We start from the raw sequence: 16,668 nt of genomic DNA on the forward strand, positions 1-16,668 counted from the left end.
TCCTAGACCTTTTTCAACTCTTCCTTCATTCTTTTTTGTGCTTCGCTGACATCTTCACCCTGAATATTTTCCAGGAAATAATGCCCCATCACATCAAAAAACAGCTGTTGAAAATCGTCGTTTTTTACATCTATTTTAACCTCATGCTCCGAGCTTAACATCGCGGTCATAACAGCGAGACGGAAGCTTGGCACATGCGTATCATTTTCCCTGCTCGTGGATTTCGCCCAATCCAATGCTTTAATAATGGTTTCGGCTTCTTTTTCACTGATGGATGCTCTTTCAGTCAGAATAGAAACCTGGGCTTCCTTATTAGGGTCCTCCACCGGAATTGTGATCATTCTATCAAGTAGGGCATCCTGGGATTTATGCACACCAGCATATTCCTCCGGATTGCTTGTGAAAATTGCTTTAAAATTCGGGTGCACGGTAATGAAGCTTTCATTACGCTGCGTGCCATAAAGAGGCAGTATACCTTCTTCAAGCACGGAAAGAAATAAATTATTCGTAGACGGCAGCGAACGCGTAAATTCATCATAAATAAGCGTGTGGCCATTTTTTACTGCTTCAAGCAGACGGCCGGTGCTCCACCGTTCTGTAATATGATCTTCACGTTTGTACACTTTCCGGACATAATTGTCGATTAATTTGTCACTCGTATAACCGATTCTTCCACCAAGAAGATCCGTGTTCGAAAGGCTTTCATTTCCATTAAGCAGCGTCACAGGCTGGTTAAAACGACGTGCAAGCTGAAACGAAAGAGTGGTTTTCCCCACCCCGGCTGCGCCTGTGAAGTGTACAGGGTACCCGGAAGTTAAATACTTTTCGGAACGCTCTAAAATCGACTGCATCTCGTCAGTCTCTACGATTTTATTAATGGTGCTGATTTTTTGCTGTTTTGACTGCCCTTGTTCTTCAGAGGTCGTTTGCTTCGATTTCGTACTGGCAGGTGCATTGATTTTTTTCGACTGGCCTCTGTTATTTTGGGAGCTGTTTTTTTGCTGGCTTGTCCGGGAGTTCCCCGACGTGTTGGATGACTTTTTCTGAGTCTGTTGCTTTCTTCCGTTAGTAGTCGCCATGTTTTTTACCTCTCTTTTTTCTCAAAAGGAGTACTTCTCGGACGGGTGTTCATCCTTTGATAGGAAGTGATCTTTTGATCTTTATTCATTGTCGCCTTATAAATCCCGATCAATTGGTCTCGGCCGTATTTTTGAGTATATTCTTTTTCTTCCACTAGTTCCACTTCAATATCCCATCCATCTTCTGCATCCATGATAGCCGTAATACGGACGGGAGAATTCATCGTTTCTTCGAAAAACGAACGGATGGTTTCAAACATGTCACTTGTGATAGGCGCAAACGACTCTTCGCCTTGCTCTTCTTGCGGAGCTGTTTCTTCATTAGCTCCTTTTTTTGTTTGCCTCGATTTAGCTGTATTATTTTTACTGGCAGCCGTCGTAGTATTCACTTCGTCATTTCCTCCCTTATCGTCCGCTTTTTCGTTCTCCCCGGAGGATTTCTGTGAAGATGCACTCGAAGAACCCGATTTCGCTGGACCTTTAATCTGCTCTTTCGGCTGCTCTTCTTCATCAGAAGAGAAAGGTTTATACGAGCCGCTTTTACTATTTTTCAGCTCCTGGTCCTGGTTCTCTTCTGTTTTTTCTTCTGTTTTGGTCGTTGATTGTTTGGCCGCCATCAATATCTATCTCCTTTCTGCTGTTTCTACATGAGCACTTCTCGGTCTCAAATTCACACGTTCAAAGGATCCTACCTGCCGATTGTTGTTCAGCTTTACTTCATATACACCCAGAAGCTGATCATGCCCGTACTTCTGCATATACTCATCTTCTTCGATAACTTCCACTTCCGCAAACCAGCCGTACTCTTCTTCGGAAACCGAAGTAATTCGAAACGGAGGCTTTACGTTCTCCTCAAAAAACTCATTCAGTGACTTCATTACTTCCTTCATCGTATCCCCCGCTTTCTTCTTACAATAGAAATATATCCCGCCATGCAGTCATACGCATGACGGGATTAGAGAAATTTAAGCAAAGTTTAACTGCCCGGCACGCTCATTAGAGTCTGCATCCTCATCGATTTCGCCCTGGACATCGTCACGGAGCAGTCCGACTGCTTCAGCGTAACGGAGCCAAGTATCAACACTTGCAATAACGATACGTGCTTCAATTGTAATCAGTTCGATTCCTACCACAGAAATACGGGCGTACAGGTCGATAACAATACCTTTGTCCAGTATACGGTCAATAACCTCTGCCAAGCTGGAAGAATCTGTACTTTTTTCAATTGTTGCCATAATCTTTCACTCCTTAATCATAATGCTTAATATTTTCTGTTCCTTTAATGGCGCTGATACCTTTAATATCATCGTAGCTTTTCAGCTTCGATTCCTTGTAGCTCTTGATGTCAGATAAGCCTTTTAATTCGCTTATACCCTTGATATCATCAACGCCCTTAACCTCATCATAGCTTCTTAACCTGGACTCGCTGTAAGTCTTGATGTTCGACGGTCCTTTAATATTTTCCATTCCTTTTAGATCGCTCAACCCTTTTTCAGGCAGCGAGCGAAGGATTTTACCGCCCCCTTTCCCGGACTTCTTGGAGCCGCCCTGGACATTTTCCTGCAGCTGTCCTGTAGCTTCCCCCAGTTTTTCCTGGGCTTCCTGGCCTTTTTCTTTGGCCTGCTCGACAGCGTCCTGTAGCTTTTCCTGGGCTTCTTCTCCTTTTCCTTCCAATGCCTGCTTGGTTTCCTGTACTTTTTCCTGTGCATGTTCCTTTGCCAGCCGGGCGCTCTCCAGGGTGTTAAAAAACTTTTTGCCCATATAGGCTGCAGCCACAGCATTGGCAGCCTGAGGATTATTCTTCACCCCTTCTGTAGCGGTTTTCATCAGCTCTTCTTTAGCATTTCCCTGGATCATATTTTTCGTTGTTTCCACGGGGTTCAAGTCAGCAATTTCTTCTGCCGTGTCTTTAACAGGCTCAATGAACGTATCTTCTGTCTGCTCATCGAGGACTTCCTTCGGTTTTTTAAAGGACGCCCATTTAGCGGCTTTTTGACCACCGCCTTTTACTTTATCCAAAAATGATTCTTCATCCGTGGAACTCTTTTTTTCCTCATTATTGGAATGTTCTTCACTGGATTGCTCACCGGATGATTTGTCCCCGGATGACCCTCCTTTAGAATAGGAGGAAAAGTGAGTTTTCTTCCAGGCTTCGTCCGGAACGGAGAATGTTTTTCTTACCTTTGGCTTTGAACCATCAACATATTTTCCGCCTTCAGTTAATAAAATCTTTTTTGCCATAATTTGATCTCCTCAAACCGAAGCATTATTTATTTTCGTCTATTCGCTTATAGGAGGTTACCTCTAACTGATCATCCACCTGCACCTGATACGTTTCTTTTTTCGACTTTCTGCCTTCTTTATTCAACGCTTCAATTTCTACCAGCCACTGGCCTTTCTGTTTTTCCGTAGAAGTAATCCGCTGGGGCTCAGCCACATAGTTCTCAAAGAAATCGTTCACGGTATCCATTACGTCGGTCAGGCTATGGTTCATTTTGCCTCCATTTTGCTTCTCGGATTGGTAGGCATTAACTTCAGCTTCATCCACTTCTTCCGGCCGGCGCTCTATTTCCTGAGTTAACGTCGACTCTTCTGCGTTTTCCATCCCCGGCTCTGCTGAAGCTGCGCTCTGTTCAAGGCCGGTCGCATCCGTCAATCGTCGTGAAGATTTTTTAGAAACCCTTTTCGCCTTTTTTGGAGCACTATCTGCTTTCCCGGTTGACAGTTCTGTCTCTTCTTCGTCTTTATTAGTAATGCTTTGAGCATTTTCTTGATCTTGTATTTTCCTGCCGGTTTTTTCTACCTTTTCACCAACAGTGTTTTTAACTCCATTTATCCTGCCTTTTGTTTCTTTTACCTTTTTGTTTCCTTTATAAACAACTTTACTCGCATCAGCTGCCTGCTTGGCCCCTTTAGCTTTTCCCGAAACAGCTTCTTTAGCCTGTTCTCCTGCTTTTTTTGTGTTATTTTCAGCACTTTTCGTCTTGTTTTCCACGGTGCCTTGCAGTTGTTTTCCCGATTCCTTTACATTGTCTTTCGCCTGCTTTGCTTTTGTAGCAGGCTTTTTAACTGTCTGTTTGAGCCGGGGAGCTTTTTTTTCTTTTTCCTGGCTCTCTGTGGACTCAACAGCATTTTCTTCGCTGGAGGAGTCTTCCGAAGAATGGAGTTTATTTTTCGTGCCTTTAGTAATTAGAGGGAGCGCACCGCCAATAAGGCTGCCGGCGGCCATCAATCCGTACGTAACTTTATCTTTAGCGTCGGTCACTGTACCTCACCTTTCTTATGTGAAAATTAATCTATACGCAAAAACCCTCACCCGGCCGGAAGCTCTCATGCTTTTCCAATAAATTGTTTTGGAAGTAAACAGTCATGAATTCGCTGGGCTGGAGAGGGCCTTTTAATGTAATCATTTAAGCAATTTCTTTTAAATTAGATTAGGGAGAGGATTGCTCCAATTACAACAATAGCTCCAATAACCATCAAAATAGTACGAATCATGACTAACACTCACTTTCTAACTCTAAATTTAATAACTACTTTAATTCGTTTTACCTTTTACCTACCGGGTTCAAACTTTTTATTGCGTTTATTTTTAAATAAAGTTCTAATTACCTATATTTCCGATTCATATTTTTAACAATCTCTTGAATTTTTCTTTCCCCACCGGTATTCAACACGTTACTGTCAGATTTACTTACAGAGGTAATGCGGTTTTCGTACTATTATTTATGAAATTTTCGCCAGCGTGCGTATGAATAAGTCCGATAGTACGAAAAGAGAAAAAAGTACGTTAAGTTTTCTTTCACATATACTGCTTTGCCCTCTAGCTTTACCTAGAATAAAACTCGTAATCAAGAAAATAACTACTTCCTGTACATATTAAAAGGAAAGAGGTGCAGCATGGGCAGCAATTATACTGGAATCGTTTCATTTGTAGGCGCCGGTCCAGGTGATCCTGAATTAATCACCGCTAAGGGGCTGCGTAAACTACAGCAGGCAGACGTAGTCATTTACGACCGCCTGGCTCACCCCGGGCTCCTGCTGCAGGCTTCTCCCGATGCAAAATTTATATACTGCGGTAAACAGCCGTGCCGGCATACGCTCCGGCAGCATGACATTCACCACGAGCTTCGGGTCCATGCCAGACACGGCAGCCGGGTCGTCCGTTTAAAAGGAGGAGATCCGGGAGTCTTTGGAAGAGTCGGAGAAGAAGCCGAGGAGCTTCAAAAGCATCAGATCCGCTTTGAAATCATCCCCGGCGTGACTTCCGGAAGCGCCGCCCCGGCTTATGCCGGTGTTCCTTTGACCCACCGGGAACATTCCCGCTCTTACACCGTGGTGACCGGCCACGGCAAACAGCAGGACGGCATGCCCGACATCCAATGGCACGGGCTTGCTGCCGGCTCCGATACGATTGTTTTTTATATGGGCGTCAAACACGCCGGGTGGATTGCAGAGCAGCTGACCCAGCACGGCCGCTCCCCCGAAGAGCCGGTGCTTATTGTGCAGTGGGGCACTTACGGTAAACAGCAATCAGCCGCCGCTTCGCTCGCCAGACTTGAAGAAACAGTTAACAAAGAACAGATTGCAAATCCTGCCATTATTGTGGTTGGCTCTGTTACAGCAATGCATGCCCGGACGCAGTGGTTTAACCCAGGCAGAAAGACCGTCCGAAACATTGCAGCCTTCACCGACGGGGCCCCGGGGCTCCAGCAATTTACGGATTATCTGCAGGATGAGCAAACCGCTATCTGTCATACGGAGCAGCCCATTGACGCTGGATGCCTTTCATCCAACGCTGAACACGCTCTTTGGCGCCTGCTTGAAGAAGAGCTTGTCGATACCATTTTTGTTCCCAATTATGCATCCTGCAAACGGCTGAAGCCGAACGTCAACCGTATGATCAGCGAACTGCACACCACCGCTTCTCCTGTTTACATTATTTTTGATAAGGAGGCTTTCCCTTCTGATGAAGAAGACGTGTTTTATATAGATCCTTCATTATCATTTGAAAAAATGACGGAACAGTTAAACAGCCTTACTTCTTTTCCTGTAAAAACTCCGGCTGGTATTTAACACGACGAAAAAAATTCAGAATTATCTAAATTATATGAGGAGGTTTCATCTATGAATAAAGAACGTCTCGTTTTAATCGGCAACGGCATGGCTGGCATGTACACCATTGAAGAAATTTTAAAGCAGGAGCCGGACCGTTTTGAAATTACAGTTTTCGGCAAGGAACCCCACCCAAACTACAACCGCATTCTTCTTTCTTCTGTCCTCCAGGGGGACAGCGAATTAAAAGATATCGTTTTGAATGATTATGACTGGTATGAAGAACATAATATCACCCTTTACACAGGCGATGAAGTCACTCGTATTGATACGAATAACAAGCAGGTGGAAAGCGCCGGCGGGATTGTATGTGCGTATGACCATCTGATTGTTGCTACCGGTTCCAACCCTTTCATGCCTCCTATTCCCGGATCTGATAAAGAAGGGGTCATTTCCTTCCGGGACATAAAAGATACTGAAACGATGATTGAAGCTTCCAAAAAGTATGAAAAAGCGGCCGTTATCGGCGGCGGCCTGTTGGGACTTGAGGCCGCCCGGGGCCTGCTGAACCTAAACATGGAAACAGAAGTGATCCATCTCCAGGATCAGTTAATGGAACGCCAGCTCGATCCTAATGCCTCCAAAATGCTGAAGCGTGAACTTGAAAACCAGGGCATGCGGTTCCATATGGAAAAGCAGACAGAGCAGATTTTCGGCCGCAAACGCGCACAGGGTCTTCATTTCAAAGACGGCGAATCGCTTTACGCCGACCTTGTTGTTATCGCTGTCGGCATCCGTCCAAATATCGGCCTTGCAGAAAACTCCGGCCTGAAGACAAACCGCGCGATTATCGTGAACGACTTTCTTGAAACGAGCGCTCCCGATGTGTACGCCGTTGGCGAATGCGCAGAGCATAACGGCATCGCTTACGGACTAGTAGCTCCCTTGTATGAACAGGGAAAAATTCTGGCTGAACGGCTCGTATCCAAAGAACCCGCAGGAACCGGCTACCAGGGCTCGCTTACATCAACCAAATTAAAGGTTTCAGGCGTCGACGTGTTTTCTGCCGGTGAATTTGGCGAAGCGGACGATTTAAAATCTGTGCTCGTCCATGACGATTTTGACGGCGTTTATAAAAAAGTAAACATCCGTGATAACAAGGTGGTCGGAGCTGTTTTATTCGGAGATACCACTGACTCGCCGAAGCTTTTAAACCTTATCAATAAAAAAGAAGACATCTCCGAGGTTGGTAAAGGGATCATTCTTCCTTCTGAAAGCAACGCCCCGATGGAGAGCCCGGTGGTGGATATGGCAAACGAAGAAACAATCTGCGGGTGCAACGGTGTCTGTAAAGGAGAAATCGTTTCTGCTATTAACGAAAAGGGCCTTACCTCCGTCAACGAGGTCAAACAGCACACGAACGCTTCCCGCTCCTGCGGCGGCTGTAAACCGCTCGTTTCCGACCTGCTGAATGCCACGCTCGGCGACGGGGCTGCCGTCAATGAAGTGGAGCCACTGTGCGGGTGCACCGACCTCTCCCACGAGCAGGTTATCAAAGAGATAAAAGCCAAACAACTTTCCCATACACGGGAAGTGATGAACGTGCTGGGATGGAAGGAACCAGAAGGGTGCTCCAAATGCCGGCCGGCCCTGAACTATTATCTAAGCGTATCAAAACCGGAAGAATATGAAGATGACTATGCCTCCCGCTTTATCAATGAACGCGTGCATGCCAATATCCAAAATGACGGTACCTATTCCGTTGTACCAAGGATGTACGGGGGAGTCACTAATTCAGACCAGCTTCGAAAGATTGCCGATGTAGCAGAAAAATATGAAGTGCCTCTCCTTAAGCTGACAGGCGGCCAGCGTATTGATCTGCTCGGTGTCAACAAAGAAGACCTTCCGGCCATTTGGGGAGACCTTGACATGCCTTCCGGCCATGCCTATGGAAAATCAATACGTACCGTAAAGACATGCGTAGGTGAAGATTTCTGCCGTTTTGGCACCCAGGATTCCATTGGAATGGGAATGACCATCGAGCGAAAATACGAGCGGCTTAACACCCCCCACAAGGTAAAAATGGCGGTCTCCGCCTGCCCGAGAAACTGTGCAGAATCCGGCATCAAAGATATTGGAATTGTCGGCCTTGAAGGTCACTGGGAAATGTATGTCGGTGGAAATGGCGGCGTGGATCTCAGGGGCGGTGAACTGCTTGGAAAAATGAACAGTGACGACGAACTGTTGGATTCTATCAGCGCTTTTCTTCAATATTACCGGGAATCCGCCCACTACCTCGAGCGCACCTCTCACTGGATCGAACGGGTCGGTCTCGATCATGTAAAAGCGGTGGTTCTTGAAGATGAAGAGGAACGGGCAAACTTAATTGAGCGCATGGAAGTGTCCCTCGAGCATAAGGGCGAAGACCCGTGGAAGGAACTTACCTATAACGAAAAGAAAAAACAGGAGCTGTTTGAACAGCGCAAAGTAGAGCTTGTTTAATATGAGGGAGGCACAAAGATGAATAGTATAAATAAGCAAAAAGAAATAGCAGTAGCCACCATTGATGAGATTGCAGTGGACATTCCTAAAGAGGTAATTATTGAAGAAACCTCGATCGCTATTTTCAAGACGAAAGACAGCACTATTTTCGCCCTGGAGAACAAGTGCCCTCATAAAGGAGGGCCCCTTTCCCAGGGGATAGTCAGCGGGGAGCACGTCTTCTGCCCTCTCCATGACTGGAAAATCAGTTTACACGACGGGCGGGCCCAGGGGGCGGACGAAGGCTGTACCGCCTCCTATGGCACAAGAGTGGAAAACAATACGGTTTATCTGCTTTTAAAATAAAGCTTTTTCTGCCGCACCGGCGAACTTCCTGAGAAATAAGTATGCGTGCGCGAACTTTCCAATGTTTTTTGAATAAACCAAAAATAATTACCCAACCTTAGGAGGTTCCCCTTTTGACTATTAAAGATCTTTTCCGCTTTAAGGATGAACGCATTAAGATTCTCCATTTCTGTTGGTTTGCGTTCTTTATCTCATTTTTTGCCTGGTATAACATGGCTCCACTTGCCACTACCATGATGGCTGACCTTGGATGGCTTACGACAGAACATATTGCCGCTCTCGGAATTATGAACGTCGCTTTGACTATTCCGGCCCGGATTATTATCGGGTCTCTCCTTGACCGCTTTGGCCCGCGGGTCGTCTTTTCCACCCTACTGATTATTATGGCTGTACCTACTTTTATTTTCGCCTTCGGAAGCACCTGGGCGCAGCTTGCCATCAGCCGGCTTGTGCTCGGGAGTATTGGCGCAAGCTTCGTAGTCGGTATCCGCATGATCGCAGAATGGTTCCCGCCCAAGCACGTAGGCTTTGCTGAAGGGATTTACGGCGGCTGGGGCAATTTTGGTTCGGCAGCGGGGGCTATCGTTCTTCCATGGCTCGCCATCACCCTTATCGGCGGCGATGACAGCTGGAGATACGCCGTCGCTTTCACCGGGGTTGTCTGCTTTATTTATGGTATTGTGTTCTACTTAAACGTTCGCGATACGCCGGAGGGCCATACGCTTATCAAACCGAAGCGTTCCGGCGCCATGGAAGTGAGTTCCTGGAGAGATATGGCTCAATTGATGTTTTGGACTCTACCTATCGGTGGCGCCGTGGCTCTCAGTGCCTGGAGGGTGTTCGACATGGGCTTTATCTCTCCTTCTGTTGTGTACGGCATTTTTATAGCTGTAGGATTCGTATTGATTTACCAGATGTATATGATTGTGAAAATAAACGTTCCTATTATTAAGCAAGGTGTAGCAAAGGACGACCAGTATAATTTCAAAAACGTCGGAGCTCTGAATAGTACGTATTTTGCCAACTTCGGCGCAGAACTTGCGATTGTGTCTATGCTTCCGATGTTTTTTCAGCTCACCTTTTCCCTTACTCCGGCCACAGCCGGGCTTATTGCGGCATCATTTGCTTTTGTGAACCTGCTCGCGCGTCCACTTGGCGGGGTACTCTCTGACCGCCTCGGAAGCCGCCGGAAGGTGATGCTCGTTTATATGTCCGGCATCGTGATCGGCATGTGCGGTATGGGCATGATTAACTCCGGCTGGCCGGTAATACTGGCTGTGCTCATGACGGTACTCACTTCATTATTTGTGCAGGGAGGCGAAGGCGCCACCTTCGCAATGGTTCCAATGGTAAAAAAACGGGTCACCGGGCAGGTGGCCGGTATGACCGGAGCATACGGAAGCATCGGCGCAAGTGTATATTTAACATTATATACGTTTGTCACCCCAAACCAATTTTTCTTCATTTTGGCCGGAGGAGCTTTTGTAAGTTTTATCATATGCTATTTCACCCTCGAGGAACCGGAGAATTCCTTCGCTGACGACTATTATCTCTCCAAGGAGGACCAACTGCTTAAAGAAAAAGCAAAAGAAGCCGCGTTCCGTTCAAGGAAAGCCGTTTCCTACGTTAGCCAGGCTTCTGAGAAAGACCGCTGAGCCGCGGCCCTGGACCTGTTTTGACAGGCTCCTCGGGCTGCAGAGGCCATCGCCTGCCATGTCAGCCATAAACCCCGGCCAGCCCCCGTGCCTTTTACAACCAGGTCAGGGGCTGGTTTTTTTATTTTTCAAACGACCCTTCACCGCAAAAAAACACTGCCAATGCCGGCAGCGTTCATTATATCTGTTATATTTCTTGTTTTTTAGCTTCTGCCGGCTTCATGGAGACAGCTGCCAGCTTGAACCCAGGCATCTGGCAGACTGGGTCCAGGGTGCCAGCAATCAGCCGGTTTACGTTCTGTTTGCCAGCCCAGTGAAAAGGCACGAAAATGGTGTCCTTCCGGATATTTTCCGACCACTGGTTTCTAACCACAATAGATCCTTGCAGAGATTCCAAAGTAACAAGATCGTTTTCTTTAATGCCATACTTGTCTGCTGTTTCAGGATGAATTTCGACAAATGATTCAAAATAACGGGCATTTAACCTCGCGCTTTTTCCTGTCTGCACCCCTGTCAAATAATGAGACATAACCCTGCCGGTCGTTAAATACAGCGGTCTCGCTTCCGACAGCCGTTCTTTGATAATTTCTTCCCCGTGTTCTGGGGTAAAGCAGTGGGCTCTACCGTTACTGTGTACAAATGACTCGTCAAACAGGCGCTGCCTTCCTTTCTCTTCCTGGGAAGGGCATGGCCAGAAGACACCATTTTCCTGTTTAATCCGTTCATACGTGATTCCGTAATAATCAGCCGGCCCTCCCTTCGAAGCAAGACGCAGCTCTTCGAAAATTTCTTCTGCTGAGCGGTAGCTGAACCACTCTCCTTTGCCAAGACGTGAAGCTATCAGCGATAAAATCTCCCAGTCATGCTTTGCCTGGCCGGGTGCCGGGCGGCCTCCCTGTCTCCAGGTGACCCGTCCCTCCATATTTGTGAGTGTTCCTTCGTCTTCAATATAAGCAGTCGATGGGAGGACCAGATCAGCATATTCGGCTGTTTCGGATATGAATAAATCCACGACCACTAAAAAATCAAGTGCCTCAAGTCCCTCCTTCACAATAGAGGCATTCGGATTGGAAGCAATTGGATTCGAACCTACTAAAAACATTCCTTTAATTTCCCCGTTCTTTGTTTTCTGCATCATTTCGTAGGCGGACACACCTTTGCCGGGCATATCCTTCTCATTCACATTCCAAACCGCAGCCACGTGCTCCCTGGCTTTTGGGTCTTCAATTGAGCGGTACCCCGGAAGCTGGTCAGATTTTTGACCGTGTTCCCGGCCCCCCTGGCCGTTTGCCTGACCGGTAATCGCTCCGTATCCTGCACCCGGCTTGCCAATATGGCCGCAGACTAGAGCTATATTAATAAAATGGCGGACAGCCTGGTGCCCGTCAATCTGCTGCTCCACTCCCCGCGCAGTAAATATCATGCCTGTCCCCGCTTCGGCGAAGATTGTAGCCGCCTGATCAATATCACCCCGGGGCACGTCTGCCCGTTTCGCCAGTTCCTCTACGCTGTACTGGCGCACGTAAGCTTCAAGCTCTTCCGCGCCTTCCGTACGGTTCTGCAAAAATTCTTTATTCTGCAGATTTTTATCAAAAATCACTTTTAAAAGCGCGGTCGTCAAAGACCAGTCTTCGCCGGGCTTTAGCTGCAAATGCAGGTCTGCCATTTTAGCCGTTTCTGTCACTCTTGGATCAATCACAATAATAAAGGACCCGTTCTGCTTCGCCTGTTCAAAATAAGGCATAATAGTCGGCTGGCATTCGGCAATATTAGTACCGGCGAGTATGAGGCATTTTGCGTTTGGAATCTCTTCTATGCCGTTGGTAAAACCGCGGTCAACCCCGAACGTCTTTGTCGCCGCTGAAGCAGCAGAAGACATACAGAACCGCCCGTTGTAATCGATGTATTTTGTCTGCAGCCCCACCCGGGCAAACTTACCGAGCAGATAGGCTTCTTCATTTGTAAGCGAACCGCCGCCGTATACCGATAAAGCATTTTTGCCGGAGGTCTCCTGAATTTCCTTCGTCCGCTGTTCAATAATATCCAGCGCTTCGTCCCATTCAATGGGCTTAAAACGCCCACCCACTTTTTTCATCGGGTTGGTGATCCGGTCTTCATGAATCACGTGCTGATAGGCCGAGTGGCCTTTGACACATAACCGGCCATGCGTGGTGGGATTATCCACGCCAACGGTTTTATATTTAACGCCTCTTGTAGTAATCTGCTCCACTACTTCCTTTTTACACTGCATGCTGCAGAAAGGGCACTGAGCCTGGTGCCGGTTTTCTTCGAGCACCGCCGGCTCTATCGTTTGTCCGTAATTGGATCCGAAATCATTCATGAATTGTACTCCCTTCTGGAACCGAAAAATGATACGGCAGCGGTTTTTTCAAACAAGCACTTAACTGGTGGAGCAGCTGCTCTCTTGTCTCCGGATCGAATATTCCTTCCCGTATATGGATGATGGTCATACGTCCGCACCATCCGGCAAATGATTCCTTAAAAAACGCGGTTTCCCGGTAATATTGAAGAAGCGCCCAAATGTACTCTTTTATCTCCATAAAAGTGGGAGTTGAAAACAGCAGCACGGGCTTTTCCTCAAAGTAAATATGGAACTCCCACTTATCTTCCATCCTTAGCAGTCCTGCATCAACGTGATTGCCTTCAAGAATTGAAAAGCCCTCCAGCATGACAAAACGAAGTGTGTCGGGAAAAGGAACGGCTTCTACCGGTTCCTCGAGCTCCAGAGCGTACGGGACCATCCCAGGGTGGTGACGCTCCCGGATCTGGTCTTTAAACACACTCTGCACTGCCGTCATTTGAAAACCTGGAAAGTTGAGAAGAGGGATATCCAGGCTGTCACATACTTCCACCACATCTTTGTCTTCCACATAGGGGAGCTGTATGCGTCCGCCCGCCGTAATGTGAAAATTGCTCAATTGGTGTTTTTCAATAACGGTATTTAGATTTTTGATTAGAGCTGGGGAAATAATTCCTGCTTTCATGATTGGCTGCAGGGTGTAGGTGCCATCTGCTTCCAAAGAAATGTACGGTGAATAGGTGAATGGCATCGTTTCATTGCTGGAGAGCTCTCCTTGCTTCATCTGAATCATATAGAGATAATACGCGATGGCAGGCCGGCACATTCCGCATCCTTCCGGCGTTTTCCAATTCAATGCCTTCATCGCTTCTTCCGGCGTCGATGGTTTTACTTCCATCAACCGGCTAATCAACGCAGGGTGGTCAAGCCCCGTGCAGTCGCACAGCGCTTCTGTTTTGTTTTCTGCCTCCACCTTCCCTTCACAGGCAAGCTTCAGCAGTCCCTCTGCCATACTGCTGCAGCCCCCGCAGGAGGTAGAAGCCCCCGTACAGGTTTTAACTTCCTGCAGCATGGTCAGTTCTTTTTCCTGTACGGCCTGAATAATCGTGTTTTTATTTACATTATTACAGGCACATACCGTGTCAGAGCCCGGCATTTCCAGCAGAAAGCCGGACGGCTCACTGCTTGCTGACAGCAGTTGTTTTTTCTCTGAGGCGTTGATCGGTTTATCCGTCATCACCAAACTCTTTAGCAGATCGCTGTTGGACGTATTACCGTAAAGTACAGCTCCCTGCACTGTTTTATGACGAAAAACAATTTTTTTATAAAGCTCGTTTTCTTCATCGTGAAGTACCCATGACTTTGTAGCTTCATCTTCGATCAAAGACCCTACAGAAAACAATTCCACTCCAGATATTTTCAGCTTTGCCGAAGTACTTGAACCTTTGTAGTAGGCTTTATGCTCGCCGCTCAAACGCCTGGCCAGCACATCTGCCTGTTCGTTCACCGGCTGCATCAGGCCATAGGTCCGTCCGTCATGTTCGATACATTCGCCTATCGCATATATGTGCTTTTCACTCGTTTCCATTCGGTCGTTCACGATTACCCCGTGGTTCGTCTTAATACTTGACGCTTCTGCAAGCTTCAGCTGCGGACGGATGCCAATAGCAAACACCACCATATCTGCCTCCATGTGTGTCCCGTCGCCAAAACTAATCCCCGCTACCTTACGGAGCCCCAAAATGGAAGTAACGGCCTTCCCCAGCAAAAATTTCACCCCGCGCCGCTCCAGCTTTCCCTGCAGCATAGCAGCAGACTGCCGGTCAAGCTGCCGGTCCATAATATTGTCCGCCCGCTGTATTACCGTTACTTCTGCCTCGAAGCGGCTCAATCCATTCGCCGCTTCCAGTCCGAGCAGACCACCGCCAATGACCAGTATCCGGCGCTTATGCTCCGCCGCGTCTACAAGTCTCCGGCAGTCCTCCAGCGTGCGAAAAGGAAATACCCCCTCTTTTTCTACACCTTCCACCGGCGGAATCAGCGGTGATGAGCCTGTAGCAAAAACTAAGTAGTCATAGGAATGCTCCCCCCCACCTGCTGTAATAATTTTCTTTTCTTCCTTTAATACTTTCTCTACCGTTTCTCCCGGATGAAAGGAAACATTATTCTGGTGGAACCATTTATTTGTATAGGTGGTTAAGTCCTCTTCTGTTATTTCTCCGTTTAAATAGGATGAAAGCTGGATCCGATTATATGGGAGCGTTTTTTCTTTACTGAAAATAGAAATATGCACCTGGGCAGACCGTTCACGCAGCTGTTCCATCAAACGGATAGCTGCAGGCCCTCCTCCAATAATGACTACATGCTGTTTTTTCATGTCAGACACCTCCCTCCCGCAGAGCGAAATATGTTTTCCGAACTCTTCACAAACTACTCTCATTTTGTCGAAAAATTACGAATTCTTCAATTACCTTGTAAGATAAGCTGTCGATGTTTTTCCTTCTTCCACGCTTCTGCTGCAGTTAAAAAAGTTGATGACTTGGAAAAAGTGTTCGATAATAGAAAGTAACAATTAAAGAGGCTAAACAGATCGAGAGCATATCGGAGGAAAAGAAATGAAACTAATTGCAACGGATATGGACGGAACCTTACTGGATCAAAACGGAGAAATCAGCAAAGACAACGCCGAAGCACTGCAGGCAGCTTCGGCACAAGGCATTGATATCGTCATCGCTACCGGGCGGACATATGAAGCCGCAAACAGGCCGTTGAAATCGGCAGGACTCTCTTACCCAATTATCAGCATGAACGGTGCGGTTACTTACAAAAACCGACAAGAAGTACAACGCTCTGCCCCAATCACAGAAAGCTCCTGTGAACGAATTTTAACTGTACACCATGCTGCCGGTTCCTACATTGAATTATTTACCAACCAGGGCATTTTTGCCCCGTCAAGAGAAGCATATATGAATGTCGTCGTAGGGATGCTGCAGACAGCCCACCCAGAGCTGACGACAGCTGCAGCAGAACAATATGCTGCACGCAGGCTCGAGGATGAAAACTTTCAGTTCGCAGATGATTTCTTTTCAATTCTCGACTCCAAGGACCTCGAAGTGTATAAAATGCTCGCCTTCTCTTCGGACGCTTCCGTACTCGAGCAGATGAAATATGAACTTCGGGACGACAACGAGCTGGCCCTTACTTCTTCAGGGATAGGAAATCTCGAATTAAACCACGTACGGGCTCAAAAGGGCTTCGCTCTTCAGGAGTTTGCGCTCGAGCTGGGAGTTTCCCTTGAGGATGTTATGGCCCTGGGGGACAATTTTAACGATTTAAATATGCTCCAGATGGCAGGCCGGAGCGTTGCCATGGGTAATGCTGTCTCGGAAGTCAAAGAGGTCTCACGCTTTTCTACAAAAACAAATACCGAACACGGCGTCGCTCACGCTGTGCATGAAATGCTCCATGAATTAAAAACAAAACACAGCTGATCCCCAGCCGCCCATCATTTGGGCGGCTTTTATGACGGCAGGGCAGAGTATGAACAATTTTCTTTTTTTACATTTGCCTCCGCTGCTGAGCAGCCGGTAGGTAACACTTGCCAATATGCAGTTAATGTGAGAATATAATTTTGTTTGCTAAAAGTACGAAGTACGTATCACAGGGATGAATTTGTCATGAATCGTTCACAAACAATTGACAAGATAGCGAA

At 47.0% G+C, this 16,668-nt stretch carries 13 protein-coding genes; 5 read left to right on the forward strand and 8 right to left on the reverse strand.

Annotated features, from left to right (window positions below; genetic code table 11):
- Window positions 1-2 precede the first annotated feature (2 nt).
- Genes gvpN through ACTTK6_RS06815 form a run of 6 tightly spaced genes read right to left on the reverse strand, consistent with a single transcriptional unit; the run spans window position 3 to window position 4,344 of the window.
- Window positions 3-1,079 (reverse strand): gas vesicle protein GvpN, encoded by a 1,077-nt coding sequence (gene gvpN, locus ACTTK6_RS06790; RefSeq protein WP_079475233.1) that lies wholly within the window; start codon window positions 1,077-1,079, stop codon window positions 3-5.
- 5 nt (window positions 1,080-1,084) lie between these two features.
- Window positions 1,085-1,696 carry a gas vesicle protein GvpO gene (gene gvpO, locus ACTTK6_RS06795; protein WP_462833035.1) on the reverse strand — a complete coding sequence of 204 codons (612 nt, stop codon included), beginning with the start codon at window positions 1,694-1,696 and terminating at the stop codon, window positions 1,085-1,087.
- A 6-nt stretch (window positions 1,697-1,702) separates the two neighbouring features.
- Window positions 1,703-2,017 (reverse strand): gas vesicle protein GvpO, encoded by a 315-nt coding sequence (gene gvpO, locus ACTTK6_RS06800; protein ID WP_307725195.1) that lies wholly within the window; start codon window positions 2,015-2,017, stop codon window positions 1,703-1,705.
- A gap of 27 nt (window positions 2,018-2,044) precedes the next feature.
- Entirely contained in the window at window positions 2,045-2,314 is a 270-nt protein-coding gene (gene gvpA / locus ACTTK6_RS06805; RefSeq protein WP_022794406.1) for a gas vesicle structural protein GvpA, read from the reverse strand.
- 13 nt (window positions 2,315-2,327) lie between these two features.
- Window positions 2,328-3,320 carry a hypothetical protein gene (locus ACTTK6_RS06810; protein ID WP_462833036.1) on the reverse strand — a complete coding sequence of 331 codons (993 nt, stop codon included), beginning with the start codon at window positions 3,318-3,320 and terminating at the stop codon, window positions 2,328-2,330.
- Window positions 3,321-3,345: 25 nt separating this feature from the next.
- Window positions 3,346-4,344 (reverse strand): hypothetical protein, encoded by a 999-nt coding sequence (locus ACTTK6_RS06815; RefSeq protein WP_094908270.1) that lies wholly within the window; start codon window positions 4,342-4,344, stop codon window positions 3,346-3,348.
- A 635-nt stretch (window positions 4,345-4,979) separates the two neighbouring features.
- On the opposite strand from ACTTK6_RS06815, the gene cobA reads away from it, so the two are divergent.
- The 4 genes from cobA to ACTTK6_RS06835 all read left to right on the forward strand — a co-directional run bounded on the left by cobA (window position 4,980) and on the right by ACTTK6_RS06835 (window position 10,636).
- On the forward strand, window positions 4,980-6,155 hold the full coding sequence (cobA, locus tag ACTTK6_RS06820; protein ID WP_079475228.1) for a uroporphyrinogen-III C-methyltransferase: 1,176 nt from the start codon (window positions 4,980-4,982) through the stop codon (window positions 6,153-6,155).
- Between the two features lie 51 nt (window positions 6,156-6,206).
- Window positions 6,207-8,636 (forward strand): nitrite reductase large subunit NirB, encoded by a 2,430-nt coding sequence (gene nirB, locus ACTTK6_RS06825; RefSeq protein WP_462833037.1) that lies wholly within the window; start codon window positions 6,207-6,209, stop codon window positions 8,634-8,636.
- An 18-nt stretch (window positions 8,637-8,654) separates the two neighbouring features.
- Complete coding sequence (nirD, locus tag ACTTK6_RS06830) at window positions 8,655-8,981, forward strand: nitrite reductase small subunit NirD (protein WP_462833038.1); 327 nt, start codon at window positions 8,655-8,657, stop codon at window positions 8,979-8,981.
- 113 nt (window positions 8,982-9,094) lie between these two features.
- On the forward strand, window positions 9,095-10,636 hold the full coding sequence (locus ACTTK6_RS06835; RefSeq protein ID WP_462833039.1) for an MFS transporter: 1,542 nt from the start codon (window positions 9,095-9,097) through the stop codon (window positions 10,634-10,636).
- 187 nt (window positions 10,637-10,823) lie between these two features.
- Here ACTTK6_RS06835 and nasC read toward each other — a convergent pair whose 3' ends face one another.
- The gene (gene nasC, locus ACTTK6_RS06840; RefSeq protein WP_462833040.1) at window positions 10,824-12,977 is read right to left on the reverse strand and encodes an assimilatory nitrate reductase catalytic subunit NasC; all 2,154 of its coding nucleotides are present in this window, start codon (window positions 12,975-12,977) and stop codon (window positions 10,824-10,826) included.
- Complete coding sequence (gene nirB / locus ACTTK6_RS06845; RefSeq protein ID WP_462833041.1) at window positions 12,970-15,333, reverse strand: nitrite reductase large subunit NirB; 2,364 nt, start codon at window positions 15,331-15,333, stop codon at window positions 12,970-12,972. The genes nasC and nirB (ACTTK6_RS06845) overlap by 8 nt, the downstream gene beginning before the upstream one ends.
- 238 nt (window positions 15,334-15,571) lie before the next feature.
- On the opposite strand from nirB (ACTTK6_RS06845), the gene ACTTK6_RS06850 reads away from it, so the two are divergent.
- Window positions 15,572-16,447, forward strand: coding sequence for a Cof-type HAD-IIB family hydrolase (locus ACTTK6_RS06850; RefSeq protein WP_462833042.1), 876 nt, complete (start codon window positions 15,572-15,574; stop codon window positions 16,445-16,447).
- Window positions 16,448-16,668: the final 221 nt, after the last annotated feature.

Source organism: Marinococcus salis, from assembly GCF_054971365.1.